At 59.9% G+C, this 21,982-nt stretch carries 20 protein-coding genes; 11 read left to right on the forward strand and 9 right to left on the reverse strand.

Translation table 11 applies throughout. From position 1 onward, the window contains the following. Positions 1 to 553: 553 nt before the first annotated feature. From ACIX8_RS10055 to ACIX8_RS10090, 8 genes are all read right to left on the reverse strand, one after another. Positions 554 to 1,414: a PASTA domain-containing protein gene (locus tag ACIX8_RS10055; protein WP_014265230.1), complete on the reverse strand. Its 861-nt coding sequence runs from the start codon at positions 1,412 to 1,414 to the stop codon at positions 554 to 556. A gap of 236 nt (positions 1,415 to 1,650) precedes the next feature. After that, positions 1,651 to 3,105, reverse strand: a complete 1,455-nt coding sequence (locus tag ACIX8_RS10060) for a cation diffusion facilitator family transporter (RefSeq protein WP_014265231.1) — start codon at positions 3,103 to 3,105, stop codon at positions 1,651 to 1,653. A 22-nt stretch (positions 3,106 to 3,127) separates the two neighbouring features. Then, positions 3,128 to 3,886 (reverse strand): bifunctional demethylmenaquinone methyltransferase/2-methoxy-6-polyprenyl-1,4-benzoquinol methylase UbiE, encoded by a 759-nt coding sequence (gene ubiE, locus ACIX8_RS10065; protein WP_014265232.1) that lies wholly within the window; start codon positions 3,884 to 3,886, stop codon positions 3,128 to 3,130. After that, positions 3,883 to 5,010, reverse strand: coding sequence for a 3-dehydroquinate synthase (aroB, locus tag ACIX8_RS10070; RefSeq protein WP_014265233.1), 1,128 nt, complete (start codon positions 5,008 to 5,010; stop codon positions 3,883 to 3,885). Before aroB ends, ubiE begins: the two co-directional genes overlap by 4 nt. Positions 5,011 to 5,111: 101 nt before the next feature. Further along, positions 5,112 to 6,029, reverse strand: a complete 918-nt coding sequence (locus ACIX8_RS10075) for a TerC/Alx family metal homeostasis membrane protein (RefSeq protein WP_014265234.1) — start codon at positions 6,027 to 6,029, stop codon at positions 5,112 to 5,114. Positions 6,030 to 6,147: 118 nt separating this feature from the next. After that, positions 6,148 to 7,083 (reverse strand): M28 family peptidase, encoded by a 936-nt coding sequence (locus ACIX8_RS10080; RefSeq protein WP_014265235.1) that lies wholly within the window; start codon positions 7,081 to 7,083, stop codon positions 6,148 to 6,150. Next, the gene (gene tatC / locus ACIX8_RS10085) at positions 7,083 to 7,877 is read right to left on the reverse strand and encodes a twin-arginine translocase subunit TatC (protein ID WP_014265236.1); all 795 of its coding nucleotides are present in this window, start codon (positions 7,875 to 7,877) and stop codon (positions 7,083 to 7,085) included. Before tatC ends, ACIX8_RS10080 begins: the two co-directional genes overlap by 1 nt. Further along, positions 7,867 to 8,475 (reverse strand): Sec-independent protein translocase subunit TatA/TatB, encoded by a 609-nt coding sequence (locus ACIX8_RS10090; RefSeq protein ID WP_014265237.1) that lies wholly within the window; start codon positions 8,473 to 8,475, stop codon positions 7,867 to 7,869. Before ACIX8_RS10090 ends, tatC begins: the two co-directional genes overlap by 11 nt. A gap of 198 nt (positions 8,476 to 8,673) precedes the next feature. On the opposite strand from ACIX8_RS10090, the gene ACIX8_RS10095 reads away from it, so the two are divergent. Both ACIX8_RS10095 and ACIX8_RS10100 read left to right on the forward strand, forming a co-directional pair. After that, complete coding sequence (locus ACIX8_RS10095) at positions 8,674 to 9,843, forward strand: lactonase family protein (protein WP_014265238.1); 1,170 nt, start codon at positions 8,674 to 8,676, stop codon at positions 9,841 to 9,843. Positions 9,844 to 9,931: 88 nt separating this feature from the next. Further along, positions 9,932 to 11,137 (forward strand): SH3 domain-containing protein, encoded by a 1,206-nt coding sequence (locus tag ACIX8_RS10100; protein WP_014265239.1) that lies wholly within the window; start codon positions 9,932 to 9,934, stop codon positions 11,135 to 11,137. A 494-nt stretch (positions 11,138 to 11,631) separates the two neighbouring features. Here ACIX8_RS10100 and ACIX8_RS10110 read toward each other — a convergent pair whose 3' ends face one another. Continuing rightward, positions 11,632 to 12,768 (reverse strand): DegT/DnrJ/EryC1/StrS family aminotransferase, encoded by a 1,137-nt coding sequence (locus ACIX8_RS10110; protein ID WP_014265241.1) that lies wholly within the window; start codon positions 12,766 to 12,768, stop codon positions 11,632 to 11,634. Positions 12,769 to 13,022: 254 nt separating this feature from the next. On the opposite strand from ACIX8_RS10110, the gene hfq reads away from it, so the two are divergent. The 9 genes from hfq (at position 13,023) to atpC (ending at position 21,800) form a co-directional block, all read left to right on the forward strand. After that, positions 13,023 to 13,328 (forward strand): RNA chaperone Hfq, encoded by a 306-nt coding sequence (gene hfq / locus ACIX8_RS10115; protein WP_014265242.1) that lies wholly within the window; start codon positions 13,023 to 13,025, stop codon positions 13,326 to 13,328. Between the two features lie 134 nt (positions 13,329 to 13,462). Beyond that, on the forward strand, positions 13,463 to 14,920 hold the full coding sequence (gene hflX / locus ACIX8_RS10120; RefSeq protein WP_014265243.1) for a GTPase HflX: 1,458 nt from the start codon (positions 13,463 to 13,465) through the stop codon (positions 14,918 to 14,920). Between the two features lie 369 nt (positions 14,921 to 15,289). Then, the gene (locus tag ACIX8_RS10125; RefSeq protein ID WP_014265244.1) at positions 15,290 to 15,754 is read left to right on the forward strand and encodes a F0F1 ATP synthase subunit B family protein; all 465 of its coding nucleotides are present in this window, start codon (positions 15,290 to 15,292) and stop codon (positions 15,752 to 15,754) included. Further along, positions 15,754 to 16,497 carry a F0F1 ATP synthase subunit B family protein gene (locus ACIX8_RS10130; RefSeq protein WP_014265245.1) on the forward strand — a complete coding sequence of 248 codons (744 nt, stop codon included), beginning with the start codon at positions 15,754 to 15,756 and terminating at the stop codon, positions 16,495 to 16,497. The genes ACIX8_RS10125 and ACIX8_RS10130 overlap by 1 nt, the downstream gene beginning before the upstream one ends. Further along, positions 16,497 to 17,045, forward strand: a complete 549-nt coding sequence (gene atpH / locus ACIX8_RS10135) for an ATP synthase F1 subunit delta (protein WP_014265246.1) — start codon at positions 16,497 to 16,499, stop codon at positions 17,043 to 17,045. Before ACIX8_RS10130 ends, atpH begins: the two co-directional genes overlap by 1 nt. 56 nt (positions 17,046 to 17,101) lie before the next feature. After that, the gene (atpA, locus tag ACIX8_RS10140) at positions 17,102 to 18,649 is read left to right on the forward strand and encodes a F0F1 ATP synthase subunit alpha (protein ID WP_014265247.1); all 1,548 of its coding nucleotides are present in this window, start codon (positions 17,102 to 17,104) and stop codon (positions 18,647 to 18,649) included. A gap of 6 nt (positions 18,650 to 18,655) precedes the next feature. After that, complete coding sequence (locus ACIX8_RS10145; RefSeq protein WP_014265248.1) at positions 18,656 to 19,747, forward strand: F0F1 ATP synthase subunit gamma; 1,092 nt, start codon at positions 18,656 to 18,658, stop codon at positions 19,745 to 19,747. A gap of 107 nt (positions 19,748 to 19,854) precedes the next feature. Continuing rightward, the gene (gene atpD / locus ACIX8_RS10150; protein ID WP_014265249.1) at positions 19,855 to 21,297 is read left to right on the forward strand and encodes a F0F1 ATP synthase subunit beta; all 1,443 of its coding nucleotides are present in this window, start codon (positions 19,855 to 19,857) and stop codon (positions 21,295 to 21,297) included. 68 nt (positions 21,298 to 21,365) lie between these two features. Beyond that, complete coding sequence (gene atpC / locus ACIX8_RS10155) at positions 21,366 to 21,800, forward strand: ATP synthase F1 subunit epsilon (RefSeq protein WP_014265250.1); 435 nt, start codon at positions 21,366 to 21,368, stop codon at positions 21,798 to 21,800. The last annotated feature ends 182 nt before the right edge of the window (positions 21,801 to 21,982 follow it).

Raw genomic sequence — 21,982 nt, forward strand, 5'->3', positions numbered from 1 at the left:
ACAAGAGCGGGCATGGAGGTCTTACGTAAGGAGACCGGAATATCCTGCTGCACACTATGTAGCATTCGTCATAGTATGCAGTCAAATGTTTTTTGCATAGGCGGTTGGCCCAGATCTCGTCTCGTCCCTGGGCGTGTCATCAAATTGTTATTTCTGGTTGAAGATTGAGCCGTGCAAATCACATCATGAGGCAAGCTCGGAGGCCTCGGCTTCAGCCGGGCCAACAACTAAGTGGGCAGATCTCTGTCGCTCTGCCGAAGGCTGAATCGAAGACGTAGCCGGAGCGATTGAATGGCTTTCCTCGGTGCCGCCAAGACTGTGCAGGGCTCGCCAGGGATGCATCCGTGGTTGGGGTGGGCGGTTTCGCCACAGCCAAAGAAGGCAATTCAGTCGTTGCGCCCTGCGGGCTTCACTCCAGCCTTCGGCAGAGACGTACCGGCCTTTGGCCACGCAATGTGCGGCATGGCTGAACCCATGCCCTTAACGAAACAGTGCCACCGCAAACTGTTTGCACGGTTTGATTTGCAGTTTGGATCAACACTAATTTACGGCTCTAATTTCCTGCCTGATTCGTGCTCTGACTTACCGTATGCCCGAAGATGAGGCGAACGGCATCGCCTCGATTGACGCGGTAGCCTGATTCGGGCTTTTGCCCAGTGACAGGTCCTACTGGGGCTGCAGGCGCTGCGGGTGCTGCCGGTGTTGCAGAGATGGCGATGGCCTGCCCGTTGGCGTCGAGCTTTATGCCTCCGGGGCCGGTGGCTACGGCCTGGGGTGGTTTGGGTGTGACGGGAGCCGCTGGAGGTGTGTCCGCGATGTACCAGACGCGCAGCCCGAGAGCGGCGGCGGCGTGATTCGCGGCTGCGTAGCTGAGGCCGACGAACGAGGGCAGCACGAAGGCGCTGGAGGCACTGTTCGCCGTGGAGCTGAGCAGCAGACTGACGCGCGGCTGGTCAACACCCGCATTCGGTGGAGGTGTCTGCGCGAGGACGACGTCGGGGGCTCCCGGAGCGTCGATGTGCGCCATCGTGCCGAGATCCAAGGACATGCGGCGAATGTCCATTGAGGCCTGCCGTAGAGGCTCGCCTGCCACGTCGGGGATGGTGACCTGTTGTGGTCCCAGGCTCTCGGTCACGCGCACCTGCCAGCCTCGGCGCACACGCGAGCCGGCAGCCGGGGCCTGCGACAGCATGCGGCCGGCGGGCACGGTCGTGGAGTAAAACTTGTTTTCGATGGTGAGGTCGAGTCCGCTGCGCAGGGCCGCGTCACTGGCTTCGGGGACCGTCATGCCGGAGAAGTTCGGTACGGACAACTCGTGCCCATGCAGTGCAATCCGCAGCGTGAGCGCGGCGGAGATGAGGATCACCGCGATCATCGACAGCGCAGTAAGGGCCAGTTGGAAGTATTGCTTCATGGCATTTCCAGCATACAGAACAGATAGATGCAGAACCTCTTGTCTTGTACTGCCTCGATGCCTGGGGTGGTGAGTTGTTCCTTTGTTGAAGGTCAGAAGAGAGCGAGGCGCAAACCGTGAAGCTTTAGCGTCACGGGGCGGATTGTGCTGGGACTGGCGAAGAACGGGAGGAAGCAGGTTCGCTCGGCTACGCCTCGGAATGACAACCAGAAAAGCAACAGCCAAAGCCAAAACGACTATCGGCGGTTGTCGGTTGCCGGTTCCGGATGGATGAGCACGCGGGAGACCTGGGGATGGTGGAGGCGGAACTCGCTCTCGAACTCGGTGATGACCTCATGCACGCGGGACATCGGGAGATCGTCGGGGAGGGTGCAGTGGCAGTTGACTTGCACGCTGCTCGCAGAGCCTCCGTGGCCGCGCGTGACCGTGATCTCGTGGATGTCGATAATCTCAGGAAAGATCAGGGCTGTCGCCAGCAACTGTTTGGTGAGATTTTCCGTGGCTCCGATCTGGGCGGGGTGTGCGATCGTGGCGGGTTCGCTCTCGATGTGAGTCAACACCGTGGCGATACCAGGAACCTCGCGGCGCATCTCGGCCTCGAGATGGGTTGCAATGTCGTGGGCCTCGCGGAGAGACATTGTCTCAGGCACCTCGAGGTGCTGCTCGACGTGCAGAGCGCCGTCGTACTGCTGCACGCTGACGTCGTGGATGGCGAGGTTCGATCGTGCGGCCACGGCGCGGACACGGTCAAAGACGCTCTCGCGTAGCGCCGCGACCGGCACCGTGTGGATGACTACATCGGCTCCCGGCAGCAGCTTCTGCACGGTCGCGGTTGCGGCAAAACCGATCTGTTCGGCTCTCTGGAAGGTCAGGTTGCGCGGTAGACCCAGCGTGAGGTCGACGAAGTAATCCGATCCGCCGCGGCGCACTCGAACGCGTTTGACGTAGAGGATTCCGTCCGTGGCTTCGAGGTTCTGGATAAGGTCATGGCGAATCTGTTCGCGGGCTTCGGGCGGAGTCGCGTCCAGCAGGGAATCGAGGGTCCGGCGCGCCAGCTTCCAGGTGACGCACAGAATAATGACGGCCACGGCGAGAGCCGCGATGGGATCGGCGTATTCCAGTCCGGGCAGATGCAGCTGCTCTCCGATGAACGTAGCGAGCAGGCCCAGGAAGACAGCTCCCGCCGACCAGAGATCGGTGCCGAAGTGGAGCGCGTCGGCCTCCAGGGCTTCGCTGCGCTGTTCTTCGGCGATGCGGTGCAGGGTGCGGGAGCGCGTGAAGTCCACGGCCATGGAGAGCATTAGAACGAGGAAGGGCCAGACGGACCAGCGCAGGTCGAGATGCTTGTGATGCAGAATGCGCTGCACGGCCTCGATGGTGATCCACACGCAGGAGGCGACCATGATGATGGTCTCGAGCGCGGCGGAGAGATTTTCCAGTTTGCCGTGGCCGTAGTTGTGCTGCTCGTCGGCAGGTCGATCTGAGACGCGTACCGTCATCAGCGTGATGGCGGAGGCGATGAGGTCGATAGCCGAGTGTGCGGCCTCGCTCAACATGCCGAGCGAACCGGTTAAAACGCCGGTAATGAGCTTCAACAGCGTGATGGCGAGCGCAGCCATCAGGGACGACAAGGCCGCCGCACCTTTGGCTGCGCTACGTTGTTCCAGTTCTGCCGTCGATTCGCCTTGCATTGCCCTGAGGATACACGTACCGCTATCGTTTTGTGCCGCGATAGAGCCCTGCAGCGCGCAGCAGGTAGCCATCCCACGCCGAATCTACGAAGCCTGCGGAGGCCATCAGAGCCAGCATCTGTGGGGGACGGGGAAAGCGGGCGACCGAAGCTGGAAGATAGCGATAGGCCGCGCGGTCGCCGGAGATCATGCCGCCGACGATGGGCAGGACGTGCTTGAAGTAAAGGTTATAGCCCGCACCGCTGAGGCCGTCCGGCTGGTTGCACTCCAGGATGCCGATTCGGCCTCCGGGGCGGAGGACACGATGGATCTCGGCGAGGCCTTCGGCGTAGTTCGTCAGATTGCGAAAGCCGAAGGCGGAGGTGACGAGGTCGAAGCTGTTGTCCGGGTAGGGCAGATGCATCGCGTCGCCTTCTACCCAGTGCACGTTGGCGGAGGCGTACTTGGTACGTGCGCGGCTGAGCATCTCGGCGGAGAAGTCGAGACCGGTTACCGGTTCTCCGCTGGCAGGGCGCTGGGTCAGCAGCGCGGCGGTCATGTCTCCGGTGCCGCAGCAGAGGTCGAGCACGCGGGATTTCGGGTTGGAGAGAACGTCGCGGAAGCTGCGCGCGGCACGCAGCCACCAGCGGCGGTCGAGGCCCATGGAGAGCAGATGGTTCAACAGGTCATAGCTTGGCGCGATGGAGTTGAAGAGATCGCGGACGTGCTCGGCGGCTGCGGTTTCGGTGGCTTCGCCGGAGGGGCGAGCGCCGAGCGCCTGTTCGTGCTCGACGGGGCTCAAGCTGTCACCTGCAGGCTGTTGACTTCGGACATCATGGCTTCGGCGGCTTCAAGCAGCTCGGCTTCGCTGACGTCGCGTACGACGGTTGCATCGCCGATGCCAAGGGGCAGAACGAAGGAGCGCGCTCCGCTGCGGTTCTTCTTGTCCTTCGCTGTCAGTGCGACGAGCTCCGTGGCGTTTGCCGTGAAGCTGCGCAGGGGGCCATAAGCTCGAACGACGCGTTCTATCTGGGCCGCTTCGTCAGCGGTGATGAGGTTGCGATGGGCTGCGATTCCAGTTGCTGCGATCATTCCCCAGGCGATGGCTTCGCCATGCAGCAGTTGTTTGTACTGTGTTGCGGCTTCGATGGCGTGGCCGAGGGTGTGGCCGAGATTGAGAATCATGCGCAGGCCCAGCTCGCGCTCGTCCGCGCTGACGACATCGGCCTTGACGCGTACGCTGTCGGCGACGACGCGGGTCAGGGCGTCGCGATCGCCACGGAGTACGGCTGCGCTTTCGGTGTCCAGGAAGTCGAAGAGGGCACGGTCGCGAATGATGCCCGCCTTCACGGATTCCTGCAGGCCCGCGCGCAGCTCGGCAGGAGGGAGCGTGGAGAGGATGCTGGTATCGGCATAGACCGCGAGTGGATGATGGAATGCGCCGGCGAGGTTCTTGCCTGCGGCGAGATTGACGCCGGTCTTGCCGCCGATGGAGCTGTCGACCTGTGCCAGCAGCGTGGTCGGCACCTGCACATAGCGAATGCCGCGCATGTACATCGCAGCGAGGAAGCCGGTCATGTCGCCGATGACACCGCCGCCGAAGGCCAGGAGGACGCTGTCGCGGTCTGCGCCGTGCTGGGCCATCTCTTCGGCGAGGCGTTCGACTGTGGCGAGGCGCTTATGCTGCTCGCCCGCGGGAACACTGAGAAGGACGGGGGCGGAAGGAAAGCCGCTCGCAAGGCGTTCGCCGTGCAGCTTCCAGATCTCCGGCGAGGTGACGACGAAGACGCGCTGTTTGCCCGCGCACAGACCGCCGTTGAGCAGGGAGTCGACGCGCGCTCCGATATGGGGCAACAGGTCGCTGCCGATCTCGACCTCATAGGTGGAGGACGCTGTGCGTACTGCAATCTTTGTGTTGTTGCTCATCTTTATGAGGATATCGTGCCGGGTTGGATTTGGTTTATGCGGGTGTTTGGGATGCGGGGAAAAGAGGGGATCTGTAGAGCAGAGAGCGATGAGGGAGGGAGCTAAGAGGAGACTGATTGTGTTGGGGGGTGGGTGAAGATCAGCGACGCTCCAATGGTTACGCTGAGCAGGCCTGCGATTACCGCAAGCGATACCAGGGGGCCGATCTCAATCCAGGCGGCAAGCAGCATTTTGATGGCGGCGAAGGCCAGTACGGCCGCGAGGCCGAAGTGTAGAAAGCGCAGCTTGGCGAGCATCGCCGCCAATAGTACGTAGAGCGAGCGAAGGCCCATGACCGCCATGATGTTCGAGGTGTAGGCGAGGAAGGGCTGGCGTGTGATGCTCAGGACCGCAGGGATGGAGTCGAGGGCGAAGACGATGTCGGTGAGCTCGACGGCGACCAGCGCCAGCAGCAGGATGGTGCCCATTACGCGCCCGTTCTGGCGGACGAAGAAGTGGTCCTGGCTTTCGCTGATCGGAGAGAGCTTGGAGAGCCAGCGAATCCAGCCGGGGGTCTGCGTGGCGTCGTTCGGGTTTTCGGGGCGGAGCAGGCGGATGGCGCCGAACAAGAGAATGGCGCCGAAGGCGTAGCTGATCCAGTGGAAGCGGTGCAACAGGCCGAGGCCCGCGGCGATAAAGGCGCCGCGCATGACGATGGCTCCGGCGACTCCCCAGAAGAGCACGCGCGGCTGGCGAACCTCCGGAATGCGGAAGAGCCGAAAGAGCAGGAGGAAGACGAAGAGGTTATCGATGGAGAGCGCTTCTTCGATCGCGTAGCCGGCCAGATACTGTACCGCTCCGGCGGAGGTATAGAAGCGCACCAGAACGGCTGCAAGCGAGAGCGCGGCGGCGACCCAGAGGATGGTCGCGTAGATGGCCTTGCGTTTGGTGTTGGGGACCGCGAGGTGCAGGAGGTACTCAAGTGCCAGAAGAGCGACGATGGCGACGTGAAACCAGATCCAGTGGGAGAGAGGTGTCAAGGTGAATAGATGTTCTTAATTTAGCCCACATATTTTCTGGGCGATACGAACAAAGAACGGGAGGAAGCAGATTCGCTCACTCCGCTCGGAATGACAAACAAGAAAAGCAAAAGCGAGATTAGTGCTGATCGATGAGCTTGACGACGTCCAGGAAGAGATCGGCTGAGACCTGCAGGCTTGCCGGGCTGATCTTGTCGATGGTGTCCTTTTCGGTGTGGTGAAAGGCCTCGGGGTCCTGCGAGGTTCCGTACTGGTAGTCGATGATGTCGAGAACTGGAACGCTACGCTGCTTGAACGGCAGGTGATCGTCTTCGATCGCCTGCGAGTCGCGGAAGAGATAGCTGACGTGGCCGGTGTCCTTGCCGGACTTTGCCAGCAGGTCGAGCAGCCAGGGGGTCGAGTTGCTCTCCTTCGTGATGTTCATGCTCTTCCAGCCGATCATGTCGGCGACGATGAAGGCCTTGATGTGGCTGATGGTGCCGTCGCCCGACCACTTGGCGGCGAGGTGGCGCGTGCCGTAGAGGGAGTCGGAGCTGGACCATTCCTTGATGGCTTCTTCGCCGTCGTCGAAGACCAGCCAGACGGAGTAGCCTTGCGGCGGATGCTCGCGATAGTACTGACCGAGCGCGATGAGCAGCGCCGTGGTGCAGGCGCCGTCATTGGCTCCGAAGAAGTTGATGTCCTTGAGCGGGTAGTTGGTCTCGTAGTGCGTGGCGAGGACGATGATGCCGTCCTTCTTGCCGGGGAACTTGACGATGTAGTTCGTCATGCTGAGCTGCCCGATGGGCGTATGCGCGGAAAAGTTGTCGGTGATGAGGTTGCCCTTGGCGGCCTCAGGCTTGAAGTGCTGCTTGATGAAGCCTTCCGCGGCGGTATGGCCGGGCGAGCCGATGTAACGCTTCGGCGCGGCTGCAAGATATTCCTGCGTGAGCTTGTAGACGGCCTGGCCGGAGACGGCATGTGCCTGGGCTCTGGCTGACGGCATCGACACGCAGGAGACTGCGAGCGTGAGCAGAACTGTCAGTCGACGCAGGGCTCTTGAGCGAAAGTTCATTAGGCGGCTCCCTTTGCCTGTTTGCGCTTGTCGCGTGCCGCCGGATGGACGAGGAATGCGACGGCGACGCCGATGAAGTACAGCGCGAGCATGGGCGATGCGAAGAGGCACATGCCGATGGGATCGGGCGTCGGGCAGATTACTGCGGCGATGAGAAAGATCGCCAGCACGGCATAGCGGAAGTGCTTCAGCAGGAACTTGGCATCGACGATGCCGAAGAGCGCCAGAAAGAAGATCAGGATGGGCAGCTCGAAGGTGATTCCCAGGCCGAGGATCACCGCGAGGAAGAAGCCTGTATAGTCCTCAATCGTGAGGATGGGGTGGAACTGCTTGCCGAAGTCCAGAACGAGTACCTTGATGGCCTCGGGCAGCACCCAGACATAGCCGAACCAGGCCCCGGCCAGGAAGAGGAGGACCGTCGCCGACATAAAAGGCCAGACGTACTTCTTTTCGTTGGCGTACATGCCGGGCGAGATGAAGAGCCAGATCTGGTACAGGATGAAGGGCGAAGCCAGGATCACACCGCCGACGAACGACGTTTTGATGTAGAGGTTGAGGCCGTCCGTGGGGTGAGTGAAGTTGAGCTTGAGGCCCAGGTTCGTGACCGGGGCCTGTACGTAGTTGTAGAGGCGGACGTGGAAGACGTAGGCCACGGCAAAGCCTATGAGAAGAAACCCGACGGACCAGATCAGGCGTTTGCGCAACTCTTCCAGGTGCTCCATCAGGCTCATGCCCGGAAGTTCGGCTCGGTCCTGTACGGCGGAGCGCGCGCGGTCGATCAGATCAGTCTCCATGTGACGCACTCTCCCGGGCGTACTCAAGCATTTCAGGTGAAACATTTTCAGCAGCAGGCTCTGCGGCCTGAGGTTCAGTTTGAGGCTGGTGTTCCTCGGTAACCGGGATCGACTCCAGCAGCCCTCCGAGAGCATCGGTGTTCCTGGTCTGCGGTACAGGCAGGCCGGTGGACGGAGGCATGATGTTCAACTCCCCGGAGGTCGCAATGGGCAGCGGCTTCGGGCTTTCTGTCGCCTCGGCGAGGTGCTCCGTGGAGGCGGTTTCTGTGTGGTGGGTCACCGAAGTCTGAGTCTCCTCGGAGGAAGTCTCGGACGGAATGGCCAGATGGGGATGCTCGGGCTCCGCTATCGCGGGCGTGACAGGCGCGGCGGCTTCCATGGCGGCGATCTGTTTTTGACGATCGGCCTGCTCGGACTGGCGGAGCTCCTCTTCCATCTGCATCTTGAATTCGTTGGAAGCACGGCGGAACTCACCCACCCACTTGCCGATCTCTCGGGCCAGGACAGGCAGCTTCTTCGGCCCAAAGAGCAGAAGCGCGAGGATAAATAGGAAGATGCTGTCGGAAAAACTGGGCATACAGGCTAGATGATACGGCATCGCAAGGATGCTTCGCACCGAAGAAACGCATGCGGTTGCTTCAATATGCAAGAAACCGCGAAACGGTTGCGGCGCTATTGCGTCCTACTCTCTATACGAATGATTGCCATCGTCTGGGACCGTATCCGGAATAGATTCTGACTGTCCCCAGGCAATCCTGAGAAAATCATAGAACGACCAGTTATGGAGACTCGACGCATGGCCATCCCCTCTCGACAAACCTCAATTCGTTTCATCGTCGCCCTGCTGGGAGCAGCCACGGCACTCGGCCTGACTGGGTGCGGCAACTTCTTCCAATGCGAGGGAAAGCCGAGTTGTCCTGCGTCGTCGTCCGGTGGTGGGACGGGAACAACGAGCGGAGACTATGCCTATGTCTCCAACAGCACGTCGAGCACGAGCTCCATCAGCGTCTTTGACGTGTCGACCGGTGCGCCGCTGGCGCTTTCGAATTCCCCGATCTCCCTGGGCTATGAGCCGACCGCCATGGCCATTACGCCGAACAATTCCTTCTTATTTGTCTCGTCCACAGTGAATACAGCGGTCTACACGTATTCGATTGGTTCAACCGGCACATTGTCGAATGTGAATGGCACCCAAGCCGCAGTGACCCTCAATGCGTCCGCCATGGATATCTCGCCTGACAGCAAATATCTGTACGTTCTTGATTTCTCTACGGTCGGTACAAGTCTGGACCAATATTCGATCGGTTCGAACGGTGCTCTCACGGCCGTAACGTCAGGTTTTCCGCTGCCTCTTATCGGTACCAGCGGAGCTTCGATCAAGGTCGCTCCCACGGGCGATTTCCTGGTGGTGACACTCGGCACGGCGGGGGATGTGATTGTTCCCCTTACGAACGAAGTCATCGACTCCATCACCGCGAATCCGATTACCTTTACCACTTCGACTGTTGGCGATTTTGGAGTGGCTATCGACGAAAACGATCAAGTGTACTTTTCCCGAACAGGCTCGGTCTCTGTCTATCAAGTTGCATCGAACGGTGGTTCTTATAAGGAGATTACGAATACGGCGGCCAACTCCGATACAGGGGCAGGCAATCGTGCCATTCTGGTCAACGGAAGCAATGTATACACTGCGAACCTGACGGCGAATAATCTTTCCGGTTTTTCGGCTACTACAGCCGGTATCCTTGCCCAATTGACAGGGTCTCCCTATGCTGGTCCATCGACGGTTGGTGCCATCGGGGTGGACAGTAGTGGCAAATATCTCGTTGCTGCAGGGTATGGCACGGCCGGAGTCCAGGTGTATGCCATTGGTTCTACAGGAGCTCTTACGGCTTCGAGTACTACGGCGAACAACGGTACATCCACCAGCGTTCCGGTTGTGATGGCGGTGACACCCCTGCAATAGAAAGCACGACATCAACCTGCCGGGTTACCCTGTTGATGTCGCTATTTTTATTGCGCTGGATCTTCTTTCACAAAGGCACCGCCTGAACATGCTTGGTATCAACCCGAAGTCAGTTGCATTGCTTGCGGTAACAGTGATTCTTTCGCTGGGACTGGCGGGGTGTTCGCACTTCAGGGTCAAGCCTGCGGACGCCTATGTCTACGTGACCGCGAAAGAAGACACCCTTCGAGACCGGGTGGCCCCGGTCTCGAACCGTACAGGGACCGTGTCCAATGGCGAGAAACTGGTGGTGCTCGAACGCGCTCGGCGCTTCGTCAAGGTGCGGACGCCGCGCGGGGAAGTCGGCTGGATCAAGGAAAAGAACGTCGCCGACCAGGGCCTGGTCGACCAGTTCGAGGCGTTGCGGCTGAAGCATCTTAGCGATCATGCGATTACCTCTGCGGCTACTCGCGACGAGGTGTACATGCACATCGCCCCGGGCCTGAAGACGGACCGATTCTTTCTTCTGGCCGAGGGCGACAAGCTGAGTTTGCTGGGGCGTGCCACGATTGCAAAGCCTGTTACTCCCGGGGCTGCCACGCCAGCTACAAAACCGGTGGGGAGTGGCCGAGGCAAGGCCGGTGCAGGGAAGGACGCGGCGGCGGACCAGCCTGAAGGACCTCCGGCGCCTGTGATGGAGGATTGGTGGCTGGTTCGGGATGCGAAGGGCGATACGGGGTGGCTGTACTCCCACCTGATCGATGTCGACGCTCCCGATACCCTGGTGCGCTACGCCGAAGGGCAGCGGATCATTGGTGCCTATGTGCTGACCATGGTGGACGACCCCGATTCAGGCATCCTGAACAACGGGCAGACCGTTACCAGTATTCCGGAGTATCTGACCCTGCTCAGCCCCTACAAGGCGGGCTTGCCGTACGACTTCAACCAGGTTCGGGTCTTTATCTGGAATACGAAGAAACATCGCTATGAGACGGCGTTTCGCGAGCACAACATCGCAGGCTATCTGCCGGTCGTCGTAGGCGCCAATATCGATCCGTACGGCCATGCGCCGAACTCGTCGATTCAGTTGCCGGCCTTCAGCTATCGCGTGCTGGCGGGAGATGCTTCGATTCCGACTCCTGATCCTGTGACGGGAATCTACTCTCCCGCGAAGACGATCGAGAAGACGTATCGTCTCGAAGGCAATATCTGCCGGAGGATTCTGATCGCTCCCGGAACGGAGCCTCCAGCGGAGGCTCATCCCGATCCTGAGCCGGTGAAAAAGGCGAAGGAAGCTAAGAAGCGCAGGCGGTAACGGAGAGCGGTTTCCCAGCCTGAATAGATTGGCAAATCCAGCCCAGACAGCTCCTTCAGGTAGACGTACTTTTTGCTTGCCTCTTCGGGTTCAAGACTGAAAGTATGGCTGGCATGAAGCTCACAGTGCTTGTCCTCTCCCTCTGTTGCATAACGCCGCCCTCGCTTGTGTCTCAAGAGGCAAAGCAACCACCAGTGCCAGAGAAGACTGGCCGTTATCAGATTCTGAACACAGAGTCTGGACAAAAAATGGGCTACTTCAAGATCGTCTTGCTGCTTGATACGGCGACGGGGATCACCTGGAAGTATGAGCCCGAAAGCGCATATACCGGTTCAGATGGGAAAGAGCATGCTTCTCCAGGAGGCCATTGGGTCAGAGTGGACTTTCTTCCCGGGGACTCGTCCGCGCCAGCGCACTGAGACTGGACGTGGGTACGAGCACAGAAGCAGATTCCCTTCGGGAATGACAGAAAGAAAAACAAGTGTCCCGGGCGGCTATGAATGGAAGCGTCTGATGGCCTCGACGACCGTATCCACTTCGTCCTCACGCAGTTCCGGATAGATCGGAAGGGCCAGGACCTCTTCCGAGGCGCGTTCGCTGATGGGGAAATCGCCTTTTTTATACCCAAGAGATTTGAGACTCTCCTGCAGGTGCAGCGGCAGGGGATAGTAGATTTCTGTCCCAATCTTGTGTTCTGAGAGGAAAGTTCGCAATTCATCGCGGCGTGGGGCGCGGATTACGTATTGGTGGAAGACGTGTTCTGCACGCGAATCGGTGAAGGGGAGTACCACTCCTTCTGCTGTAGAAGCACCCACCAGGCCAGCCTCGCGGAAGCGCTGGTCGTACAGGGCGGCGAGTTCACGGCGGCGCTGGTTTCCGGCGGCCACAAGGCGTAGTTTTACTTCAAGAACGGCCGCTTGCAGGGTATCCAGCCGGGAGTTCCAGCCGACTTCGTCGTGGAAGTAGCGCTGCCGCATGCCGTGGGCGCGCAGCATTCTGGCGCGTTCGTCGGACTTTGCCTCGCGGGTGGTCATCATGCCTGCATCGCCGAAGGCACTGAGGTTTTTCGTCGGATAGAAGCTGAACGCGGCAGCGTCGCCGAGGCCGCCGGCTACGACTCCATTCCAGCTCGCCCCGAAGGCCTGGGCGGCGTCTTCTACGAGGCGGAAGCCATATTTCCGGCCAAGGGTGGTGAATTCGTCCATCTCCGCGCATTGGCCGTAGAGATGCACCGGCATGACCGCAGCCACCCTGCCTGCCCCCGCCGGGAGGGGGGCGTTGAGGACCTCTGCGACTGCGTGGGGGGAGAGATTGAAGGTGCGCTCGTCGATGTCCGCCAGGAGAGGGGTTGCGCCCGCGCGAAGGATCGAGCTGACGGTGGCAAAAAAGCTGAAAGGGGTCGTAATCACCGCATCGCCCGGGCCAATCTCAAGGGCTGCCATGGCCAGCCAGAGGGCATCGGTGCCGCTGGCACAGCCGATAGCGAAAGGCACTCCACAGGCCGCGGCGGCGGCTTGTTCGAAGCGAGCGACCTCCGGGCCAAGGATAAAGCGTTGCGATTCGCAGACCGCGGCGATGGCCGCCATCACTTCTTCACGAATCGTAGCAAACTCGCGCGAGAAATCGAGCATCGGAACAGGTTGCAGAGAGCTTTGTCGAACGTTATGAACCATCGTTCAACATTGTAGTTGGAACCATTGCAGCGCAGGCCCGTCTAACCATCAGACAAGGCGTTGAAATCTCTCGAAGGGCGCGGCCCTATCCAGAGAAGCTTTGTCAGGGTGAATACCTGCAAACTCTGTAGAGCTGCACGTCTTAGCTCGCGTCTGAGTCTGAGACGGGTTGTCACTTTGGAATGTATCGAATGAAAAAGGAGATCGGCCTTATGGATTCAAAGCCGGCACAGAACATTCAGGACACGTTTCTGAATACGGTCCGCAAGGACAAAAGCCCTATCACCATCTACCTCGTCAGCGGTGTCAAGCTAACAGGCAAGATTCGTTCGTTCGATAAGTACTCCGTCCTGCTAGAAAACAACGCGCAGGAGCAGCTCATCTTCAAGCATGCGATCTCTACCGTGGTCAGCGGCCGCTCCGGCTTGCACGGCGAAAGCCGTCCTACCGAGCTGCGTGACCATCGCGTTCCGCCTACAGGCGTGGCGCCGGTGGAAGCTGTGCTGCGCAACGGTTGATCGACGAGCCTGAGGTTTGGCTGGAAACTGTCTGCAAGCGAAAGAGATTCGCCAGGGTAGCTCTAGTTCTGTTCCTTATGGCTTGTCGTCCCCTTTTGCGATAGTTTGATAGTTTCTGAACAGGTTCTCAAACTTTGTCGAGTAAATATTCACCGAGCATCAAAGACTCCCGCCTTGTCGCAGCGCAGGAGCAGGCGCTTCTGCGGGCACGTCAGCAGGCAACCAGGGAGCAGGCAGTTCTGGTTGCCATCGAATTCACGGCGGACCGTCGGCGGCTCTCTCCTGCCGCGCAGCAGGCACGTGCCGCTGCGGCCATTCTCAATCGCTCTGCCCTAGGCGAAGAGCCGGAGATCGACGCTTCGTCCGGCCCGCCGAAGCCGGCGGACCTGGACTTCGATGCCTCTCTGGCCGAGTTCCAGGAGTTGGCGCGGTCGGCTGGTGCGACTATAGCGGCGGTGCTGATCCAGCGCCGTCCTCATCCCGATCCGGCAACGCTGGTGGGCGGCGGCAAGCTCGACGAGATCGTCGCCACCGTGGCCGCTACCGGGGCGAGCCTTGTGCTCTTCGACCATGACCTGACGCCCTCCCAGGCGCGTAACGTGGAGGCGCGGCTGCCTTGCACGGTCATCGACCGTACGCAGTTGATTCTCGACATCTTTGCGCGCCACGCCCGGACGAGAGAAGGCATGCTGCAGGTGGAGCTGGCGCAGTTGGAATATCAGCTCCCACGGCTGGCGGGAAAGGGCAAATCGATGTCGCAGCTTGGCGGCGGCATCGGAACGCGCGGGCCCGGTGAGACACAGCTCGAAACCGATCGCCGCAGGATCAATCTTCGCCTCGACCGGATCAAGCAGCAACTCGAAGCCGTACGGCGGATTCGCCGCCAGCAGCGTGGCCGCAGGGAAGCTGTGCCGGTGCCGACGGTCGCCCTGGTGGGCTATACCAATGCCGGCAAGTCGACCCTGTTCAACTCCCTGACGGGAGCGGAGGTTCTGGCCTCCGAACGCATGTTCGCTACGCTCGATCCGAAGCTGCGGCAGCTCACTCTGCCCTCGCGGCGCAAGGTTTTGTTGTCGGATACGGTGGGGTTCCTGCGTAATCTTCCGCATGCGCTGGTCACCAGCTTTCGCGCGACGCTCGAAGAGGTGGAACGCGCCGAGCTGCTGCTGCACGTTCGCGATGCCGCCAGTCCGACGCTCGACGAGCAGCGCTCGCAGGTAGAGGCTGTGTTGTCCGAGCTGAATGTCGGGGAGAAGCAGACGCTGCAGGTGCTGAATAAGACCGATTTGCTGCCGCCTGAAACGCCTTTTGCGCCGGGGACGATCCCTGTTTCCGGACTGACAGGGGCGGGGTTGGATGATCTGCTGCATGCGATTGACGCGGCTTTGACCTCCGATCCCCTGATCGAGGTTCGGTTCCGGATTCCGCAGTCGGAGGGACGAATTTTGTCGGCGCTGGAGCGGGGGGCGACGCTTTCGGGACAGCGTTTTGACGGCAATCTCGTCTATCTGACAGCGCTGGGGCCGGCGACGTTGTTGCGGCGCTATCGGCAGTACCAACTCCGCGAGGAGGAGGCATTGTCTGAGGGATGAAATTGCAGGGAAAACTGTACAAAAACAATACAGGCCGCCTGAGCGGGGAGCGGAGGTGGTGTCCCCTTATCACGCGGCCTGCACGACCCGGAACGGGTCCCGGCTGGTGCATTTAGTGTATGCCTTTCATATCACGATGGCGTAAATTTCAGCCCTGGCGGCGCGATTTCTTTTGCTATTCTGAATACGGCTGTTAACCGGTCAGGCGCATCGTTTACCGCACCGCGTTTTTGACTTTCCACTTATGCGTTTGTTACAACTAACTCGTAACAACCCCAGTAATTTGCGCCGCAATCTCTACTCGCCGCGCGAGAGCCGGCAAAGGGCACGAGTCTATGCCCCTTGTCCTCTGTAAGACCCTGAAAATTCATGGAAATACTTAATCAACTTGGCGGTCTTGTGCTCGGCTCTGTGCCGACGATGATCATGTTCGTTCTGCTGGTGATCGCGTACAACCTGCTGGTGCAGAAGCCGCTGGAGCGTACCCTCGCAGAGCGTCGCGCACGCACCACCGGTGCAGTCGAGCAGGCTCGTGGAGCGATCTCCGCGGCTGAAGCCGAGACGGCGGCCTACGAGGAAAAACTGCGGGCCGCGCGTGCTGAGATCGTCGCCGCACGTGAGCAGAAGCTGCATCAGTGGAATAGCGAGCGCGATGCCGCATTGGCCTCCGCCCGTGAAGTTGCCCAGGAGCGCATTCGTATGGCGCGCAAGGACATTGAAACCTCCGCTGCTACAGCACGTATTCAGATTGAAAGCGCGACCGCGCAGTTGAGCGATAGCATTCTCCGTGCCGTGCTCCCCGCCGGAACCAACATCTCGGAGGCGCACCAGTAATGCTTCGTTTCTCACTCCGTACCGGGCTTCGTGGGCTCGCACTGCTTTCACTTGCTACTGTTCTACTTTCGGCGCCAACTCATGTCCTGTTTGCGCAGGCTGCAAGCCTGCCTCAGTCGCAACCTCTTGCCAATGGCGGAGAGCGCAGCGCGCCGGATAGCGCTGTTCCCGAGAAGAAGGAAGAGATCAAGGACGAGAACGAGGCGTATCGCCAGTCTCCGACGGTGCAGAAGTTTGGCGCCATGCTGGGGATGAAGCCTGGTCAGGCTGCAACGGCCTTCGAGGTCTTCAACTTTATCGTTCTGGCAATTCTGGTCGGTTACGGCCTGCTGAAGACGTTGCCGAAGACCTTTCGCAATCGCAGCACCTCGATCCAGAAGAAGCTTGTCGATGCTCGTACGGCAACGCAGGAGGCTGCGGCTCGCCTGAGTTCGGTTGAAGAGCGGTTGGCCAAGCTCGATGCGCAGATCGCAGGAATGCGCTCGCAGGCTGAGGCCGACTCTGTTCGCGACGAGCAGCGTATCAAGGCCACTGTCGAAGACGAGAAAGCGAAGATTATCGCTGCGGCTGAGGCTGAGATTCAAGCTGCGACTACGCTGGCCCAGCGCCAGATTCAGCAGTACGCTGCGGAGCTTGCTGTGGAGCAGGCTGCGCGCAAGCTGGTGGTTACGGCTGAGACGGACCGGTTGCTGGTCGAAAGCTTTGCGCATCGTCTGGGCGCGGATAAGGGAGGCCAGAACTAATGGCAATCGTCGATCTCCGCTATGCCCGTGCCTTTGCCGCTGTTGTCTCCGAGCAGAAGCTTGATGCCGTTGCTGTTCAGGGACAGCTCAATGATTTTGCCGCTACCCTTGAGGGCAGCGCCGATCTGCGTGAGGTCCTTGAGGACCCCTCCATTCCCGAGCAGCAGAAACTACGGGTGCTGGATGCGATTGCGGGACGGCTCGGCATGAGCCCGGCGACACGCAATTTTCTTGCGGTGATTACGCATCATCAGCGTCTGCATGAACTGCGGCAGATTCTGGAAGCCTACCTGGCGCTTGCGGATGAGGCGACGGGAGTGGCGGAGGCCGAGATTGTTACGGCGCGTCCGCTGGACGATAGCAATCGTCATCTGCTGGAGCAGCAGGTGGCAAAGCTTGCGGGTGGCCAGCATGTGCGGGCTACGTATCGTGAGGATGCCTCGTTGCTGGGCGGCGCGGTGGTCCGTATCGGATCGACTGTGTACGATGGTTCGGTTCGCGGACAGTTGCAACAGTTGAAGCAGCGGCTAGTTGCCGCACGGGCTTAGACAGTACAAAGCGCAGCATATAAGAGTTTGGAAGAGACGGAAGAAAAGGGAAGAGCATGGCACAGATTCAGGCAAACGAGATCACAGAACTCCTTCGCCAGCAGATCGAGAACTACGAGCAGCGCGTGCAGGTCGACGAGGTCGGCACGATCATCACCCTCGGCGACGGTATCGCACGCGTTCATGGCCTGGACAAGGTTATGGCCGGTGAGTTGATCGAGTTCCCGCACGGCATCATGGGTCTCGCGATGAACCTCGACGAAGATCAGGTCGGAACGGTCGTTCTCGGTGATTACAGCGAGCTGAAGGAAGGCGATGAGGTCAAGCGTACGGGCAAGATTATGTCCGTGCCCGTGGGCGAAGCGCTGATCGGCCGCGTGGTTAACGCGCTCGGCCAGCCCATCGACGACAAGGGTCCGATCAATACGCCGCACACGCTTCCGGTTGAGCGTCTCGCTCCCGGTGTGATTGCGCGCCAGTCGGTTACGGAGCCGATGGCGACGGGCATCAAGGCTATCGACACGATGATTCCTATCGGCCGTGGTCAGCGCGAGCTGCTGATCGGCGATCGCCAGACCGGCAAGACCTCGGTCGCGCTGGATACGATCATCAACTCGGCGAAGAACGACCTGATCTGCATCTACTGCGCGATCGGTCAGAAGCGCTCGTCGGTTGCCGCTGTGGTGCAGACGCTCGAAGAGTACGGTGCGATGGCTTACACGATCGTGGTCGCCGCAACTGCTTCCGAGCCGGCTCCGATGCAGTACCTTGCCCCGTTCGCCGCGACGGCGATGGGCGAGTACTTCCGCGACAACGGCAAGCATGCGCTGATCATCTATGACGATCTCTCGAAGCACGCCGCTTCGTACCGCGAGATCTCGCTGCTGCTGCGCCGTCCGCCAGGCCGCGAAGCGTACCCCGGCGATGTGTTTTATCTGCATTCGCGTCTGCTTGAGCGTTCGTCGAAGATGTCGAAGGAGCTGGGCGGCGGTTCGCTGACCGCACTGCCGATCATCGAGACGCAGGCCGGCGACGTTTCGGCCTACATTCCGACCAACGTGATTTCGATCACCGACGGCCAGATCTTCTTCGAGACCGATCTGTTCAACTCGGGCGTTCGCCCTGCCGTAAACGTCGGTCTGTCGGTGTCGCGCGTAGGATTTGCGGCGGCGATCAAGGCGACCAAGCAGGTTGGATCGACGCTGAAGCTCGACCTCGCTCAGTATCGCGAGCTGGCGGCTTTCGCCCAGTTCGGTTCCGATCTCGATAAGGTTACGCAGAACCAGTTGAACCGTGGCGCTCGCCTGACGGAGCTGCTGAAGCAGCCCCAGTTCAAGCCGCTGACATGGGTTCAGCAGGTGGCGATCATCTTCGCCGGAACGCAGGGTCTGCTGGACGATGTTGAAGTGAAGGACATTCGCGCGTTTGAGGATGGCTTCTATTCGTACATGGATTCGGCTGCTCCCCAGGTTCTGTCCGGCATCGAGTCGAAGAAGGCTCTGGACGACGATCTTCGCAAGGGCTTGAAGGACGCAATCACCGCTTACAAGCAGGACTTCCTCGCAGCACGCAAGGAAGCCGCAACCGCGGGGGCAAAGGCCTAAGAACGCATGGCAAACGTACTCGACTTACGGCGTCGCATCCGCAGCGTGAAGAACACGCGGCAGATTACCAAGGCCATGAAGATGGTCTCGGCTGCCAAGCTGCGCCGCGCCCAGGAGCGCGCTATGCAGGCGCGGCCTTACGCGCAGATGCTGACCAACGTGTTGGAATCGCTGGTGCGCCGCACGGATCTCTTCAATGAAGCGACCGGCGATATCATGCATCCGCTGCTGGTGGAGCGCGAAGAGAAAAATGTGCTCGTGCTGGTAGTGGCGGGCGACAAGGGCTTTGCCGGCGGCTTTAACTCGAACATCGGCAAGGCTGCGCAGAAGTTCATCGACGAGCGCCGTGCCCAGGGACAGAACCTCGACCTGGAGCCGATCGGCAAGAAGGCGATCGGTTTTTACAAGAAGCGTTTTCCGGCTGCGGTGTATGAGCACACGGAAGAGCTTTACGATAACGAGCTCTCGAAGCATATCGAGAACATCCGGCATCGTGAGGCTCCGATTGAAGTGGCGGCTGAACATCCGACACTGCTGGTGAAGACCGACTTTGACGAAGTGACCAAACTGGCGCATTCGATCGTCGACCGGTACGAGCACTGTGAGATCGATTCGGTTTACATCGTCTTCAACGAGTTCAAGTCGGTGATTTCGCAACGCGTTGTGGTGGAAAAGCTGCTGCCGATCCGCAAGCTGGGATCGCACGAAGTGACGGCTCTCGAAGAGATGACCGAAGAGCAGAAGGAAGCAGCGGGCAAGGCTGCACAGAGCGCTGGTGTCTCGATCAATGAGCCGGAAGAGACGGAGATCGATCAAGAGGCGAAGAAGTTTGGCACGGCTGAAGTCGATTACATCTTCGACCAGGCTCCCGAACGGTTGTTCCGCCACCTGATGCCACGTTATGTGACGACGCAGATCTTCCATGCGCTTCTGGAATCGACGGCTGCGGAACATGCGGCCCGTATGACCGCGACCGATGCGGCCACGAAGAATGCAGGCGATCTGATCGATAAGCTTTCGCTCACCATGAACCGTGTTCGTCAGGCTGCGATTACCAAGGAAATTATCGAAATTGTTAGTGGTGCCGCGGCTCTGTAGGGAAGCAGATTCCCTGCGGGAATGACAACAAGAAAAGCAAGAGCAAAAGCTGACCCCGTAGGGCTGACAGAAAGAAAAGCAACAGCGAGTTCGGAGTAAGACAAGTTATGGCAGAGAACATCGGAAAAGTGATCAGCATCAGCGGCCCGGCCGTTGACGTGCAATTTGAAGAGGCGCACATGCCTCCTATCTTCCAGGCGCTGCGCATCGTCGGAGACGGCTTTGTCACGCCGCAGCCGGTGAACGTCATTGTCGAGGTGCAGCAGCATCTCGGTGAAGGCCGCGTGCGTTGCATCGCCATGGTGGCGACCGAAGGTATGGTTCGCGGCATGAAGGCCATCGATACCGGAGCAGGCATCACGGTGCCGGTCGGTCGCGAGACGCTTGGTCGTGTGCTCAATGTGCTGGGTGAACCTGTAGACGAGCTCGGCCCGGTGAATGCAAAGACTCACATGCCGATTCACCGTCAGGCTCCCGCGTTCGACGAGCAGTCGACCTCGGAGGAGATGTTCGAGACGGGCATCAAGGTCGTCGACCTGATCCTGCCCTTCTTGAAGGGCGGCAAGATCGGCCTGTTCGGCGGCGCCGGCGTCGGCAAGACCGTCGTGATTCAGGAGCTCATCAATAACGTTGCGATGAAGCACGGTGGCTTCTCGGTGTTTGCCGGAGTCGGCGAGCGTACCCGTGAGGGCAACGATCTGTGGCATGAGTTCCAGGAGTCGGGCGTTATCGACGTACACGACTTCAATAAGAGCAAAGCCGCACTGATTTACGGCCAGATGACCGAGCCGCCGGGGGCACGTTTGCGCGTGGCTCTGACCGGTCTGACGGTTGCGGAGTACTTCCGCGACGTCGAGGGCGCCGACACGCTGCTGTTCATCGACAACATCTTCCGCTTCACGCAGGCAGGTTCCGAGGTTTCCACGCTGCTGGGCCGTATGCCTTCGGCCGTGGGTTACCAGCCGAACCTCGCGACCGAAATGGGTGAGCTGCAGGAGCGCATTACTTCGACCAAAAAGGGCTCGGTTACATCCGTGCAGGCCGTCTACGTGCCCGCCGACGATATTACCGATCCGGCTCCCGCGACGACCTTCGCTCACTTGGACGCGACCATGTTGCTCTCGCGTCCTCTGTCGGAGCTTGGTATCTATCCGGCTGTGGACCCGCTGACCTCGACCTCGCGTGTGCTTTCGGCTCGCGTTGTGGGCCAGGAGCACTACGATGTGGCGCAGGGTGTGAAGCGTATTCTGCAGCGCTACAAGGACCTGCAGGACATCATCGCGATCCTTGGCATCGACGAGCTCTCGGAAGAGGACAAGCTCACCGTGTCGCGTGCGCGTAAGGTGCAGCGCTTCCTCTCGCAGCCTTTCCACGTCGCCGAGATCTTCACCGGTATCCCCGGTGCGTACGTCAAGGTCGAGGATACGGTGCGCAGCTTCAAGGAGATCATCGAAGGCAAGCATGATTCGATTCCGGAGCAGGCTTTCTATCTGAAGGGTGGCATTGAGGACGTTCTCGCCGCCGCCGAGAAGATGAAGCAGACAGCTTAAAGGCAGGGATTAGGGAACAGGGCTTAGGGATTAGTAAACGCTAATTCCTAAGCCGAGGCTTCAAAAGAATGGCTGATACTACGAACAACTCGGGGTTGCTGCAGGTACGGCTGGTGACGCCGGATCGTGTGCTGCTCGATGCAACGGCGGCGGCGGTGGAATTGCCTTCGATGTCGGGTTATCTTGAGGCGCTGTACGGCGCGGCTCCGCTGCTGGCGGAGCTTGGTGCGGGCGAGGTTCGTCTGCACGGCGGCACTGCCGGTGAGCAGATCTTTTTCGTGGCCTGGGGCTTTGTCGAAGTGCTCCCTGAGCGCGTGACGATCCTCGCTGAGACGGCTCTGCATCCGGAAGAGATTGATCTGGCCGAGGCGGAGTCGGAGCTGAAGCACTCGCAGGAACTCTGGAACGAGGCCGGCGACGATCAGGTCAAGTACGACGAGGCTAACGCTGTGGCACGCGTGGCGGAAGAGAAGCTGGCTTCGGCACAAGGCAAGAGCCACTAAGAACAGGAAGTACAAAAGCGACGGCGGCTGCGATTTTATCGTAGCCGCCGTCGCTTTTTCGTTTGCGCTGGGCTGTTGGGTTAATTGCGTATGAGGTTTGCTTTAAAACAACAACCAATTTCTCGTCTCCGAAATAAGGTTTTTCTACATCTCTCTATCGTGGAGCGAGCGGCTGCTTCTCG

The sequence above is a fragment of the Granulicella mallensis MP5ACTX8 genome (assembly GCF_000178955.2).
GTDB lineage: Bacteria > Acidobacteriota > Terriglobia > Terriglobales > Acidobacteriaceae > Granulicella > Granulicella mallensis.

Excerpts from the sequence above, each read along its gene's own strand:
- ACIX8_RS10055 (WP_014265230.1), bottom strand. The coding sequence starts at position 1,414 with ATGAAGCAATACTTCCAACTGGCCCTTACTGCGCTGTCGATGATCGCG.
- ACIX8_RS10060 (WP_014265231.1), bottom strand. The coding sequence starts at position 3,105 with ATGCAAGGCGAATCGACGGCAGAACTGGAACAACGTAGCGCAGCCAAA.
- aroB (WP_014265233.1), bottom strand. The coding sequence starts at position 5,010 with ATGAGCAACAACACAAAGATTGCAGTACGCACAGCGTCCTCCACCTAT.
- ACIX8_RS10080 (WP_014265235.1), bottom strand. The coding sequence starts at position 7,083 with ATGAACTTTCGCTCAAGAGCCCTGCGTCGACTGACAGTTCTGCTCACG.
- tatC (WP_014265236.1), bottom strand. The coding sequence starts at position 7,877 with ATGGAGACTGATCTGATCGACCGCGCGCGCTCCGCCGTACAGGACCGA.
- ACIX8_RS10090 (WP_014265237.1), bottom strand. The coding sequence starts at position 8,475 with ATGCCGTATCATCTAGCCTGTATGCCCAGTTTTTCCGACAGCATCTTC.
- ACIX8_RS10095 (WP_014265238.1), top strand. The coding sequence starts at position 8,674 with ATGGCCATCCCCTCTCGACAAACCTCAATTCGTTTCATCGTCGCCCTG.
- ACIX8_RS10100 (WP_014265239.1), top strand. The coding sequence starts at position 9,932 with ATGCTTGGTATCAACCCGAAGTCAGTTGCATTGCTTGCGGTAACAGTG.
- ACIX8_RS10110 (WP_014265241.1), bottom strand. The coding sequence starts at position 12,768 with ATGCTCGATTTCTCGCGCGAGTTTGCTACGATTCGTGAAGAAGTGATG.
- hfq (WP_014265242.1), top strand. The coding sequence starts at position 13,023 with ATGGATTCAAAGCCGGCACAGAACATTCAGGACACGTTTCTGAATACG.
- ACIX8_RS10125 (WP_014265244.1), top strand. The coding sequence starts at position 15,290 with ATGGAAATACTTAATCAACTTGGCGGTCTTGTGCTCGGCTCTGTGCCG.
- ACIX8_RS10130 (WP_014265245.1), top strand. The coding sequence starts at position 15,754 with ATGCTTCGTTTCTCACTCCGTACCGGGCTTCGTGGGCTCGCACTGCTT.
- atpH (WP_014265246.1), top strand. The coding sequence starts at position 16,497 with ATGGCAATCGTCGATCTCCGCTATGCCCGTGCCTTTGCCGCTGTTGTC.
- atpA (WP_014265247.1), top strand. The coding sequence starts at position 17,102 with ATGGCACAGATTCAGGCAAACGAGATCACAGAACTCCTTCGCCAGCAG.
- ACIX8_RS10145 (WP_014265248.1), top strand. The coding sequence starts at position 18,656 with ATGGCAAACGTACTCGACTTACGGCGTCGCATCCGCAGCGTGAAGAAC.
- atpD (WP_014265249.1), top strand. The coding sequence starts at position 19,855 with ATGGCAGAGAACATCGGAAAAGTGATCAGCATCAGCGGCCCGGCCGTT.
- atpC (WP_014265250.1), top strand. The coding sequence starts at position 21,366 with ATGGCTGATACTACGAACAACTCGGGGTTGCTGCAGGTACGGCTGGTG.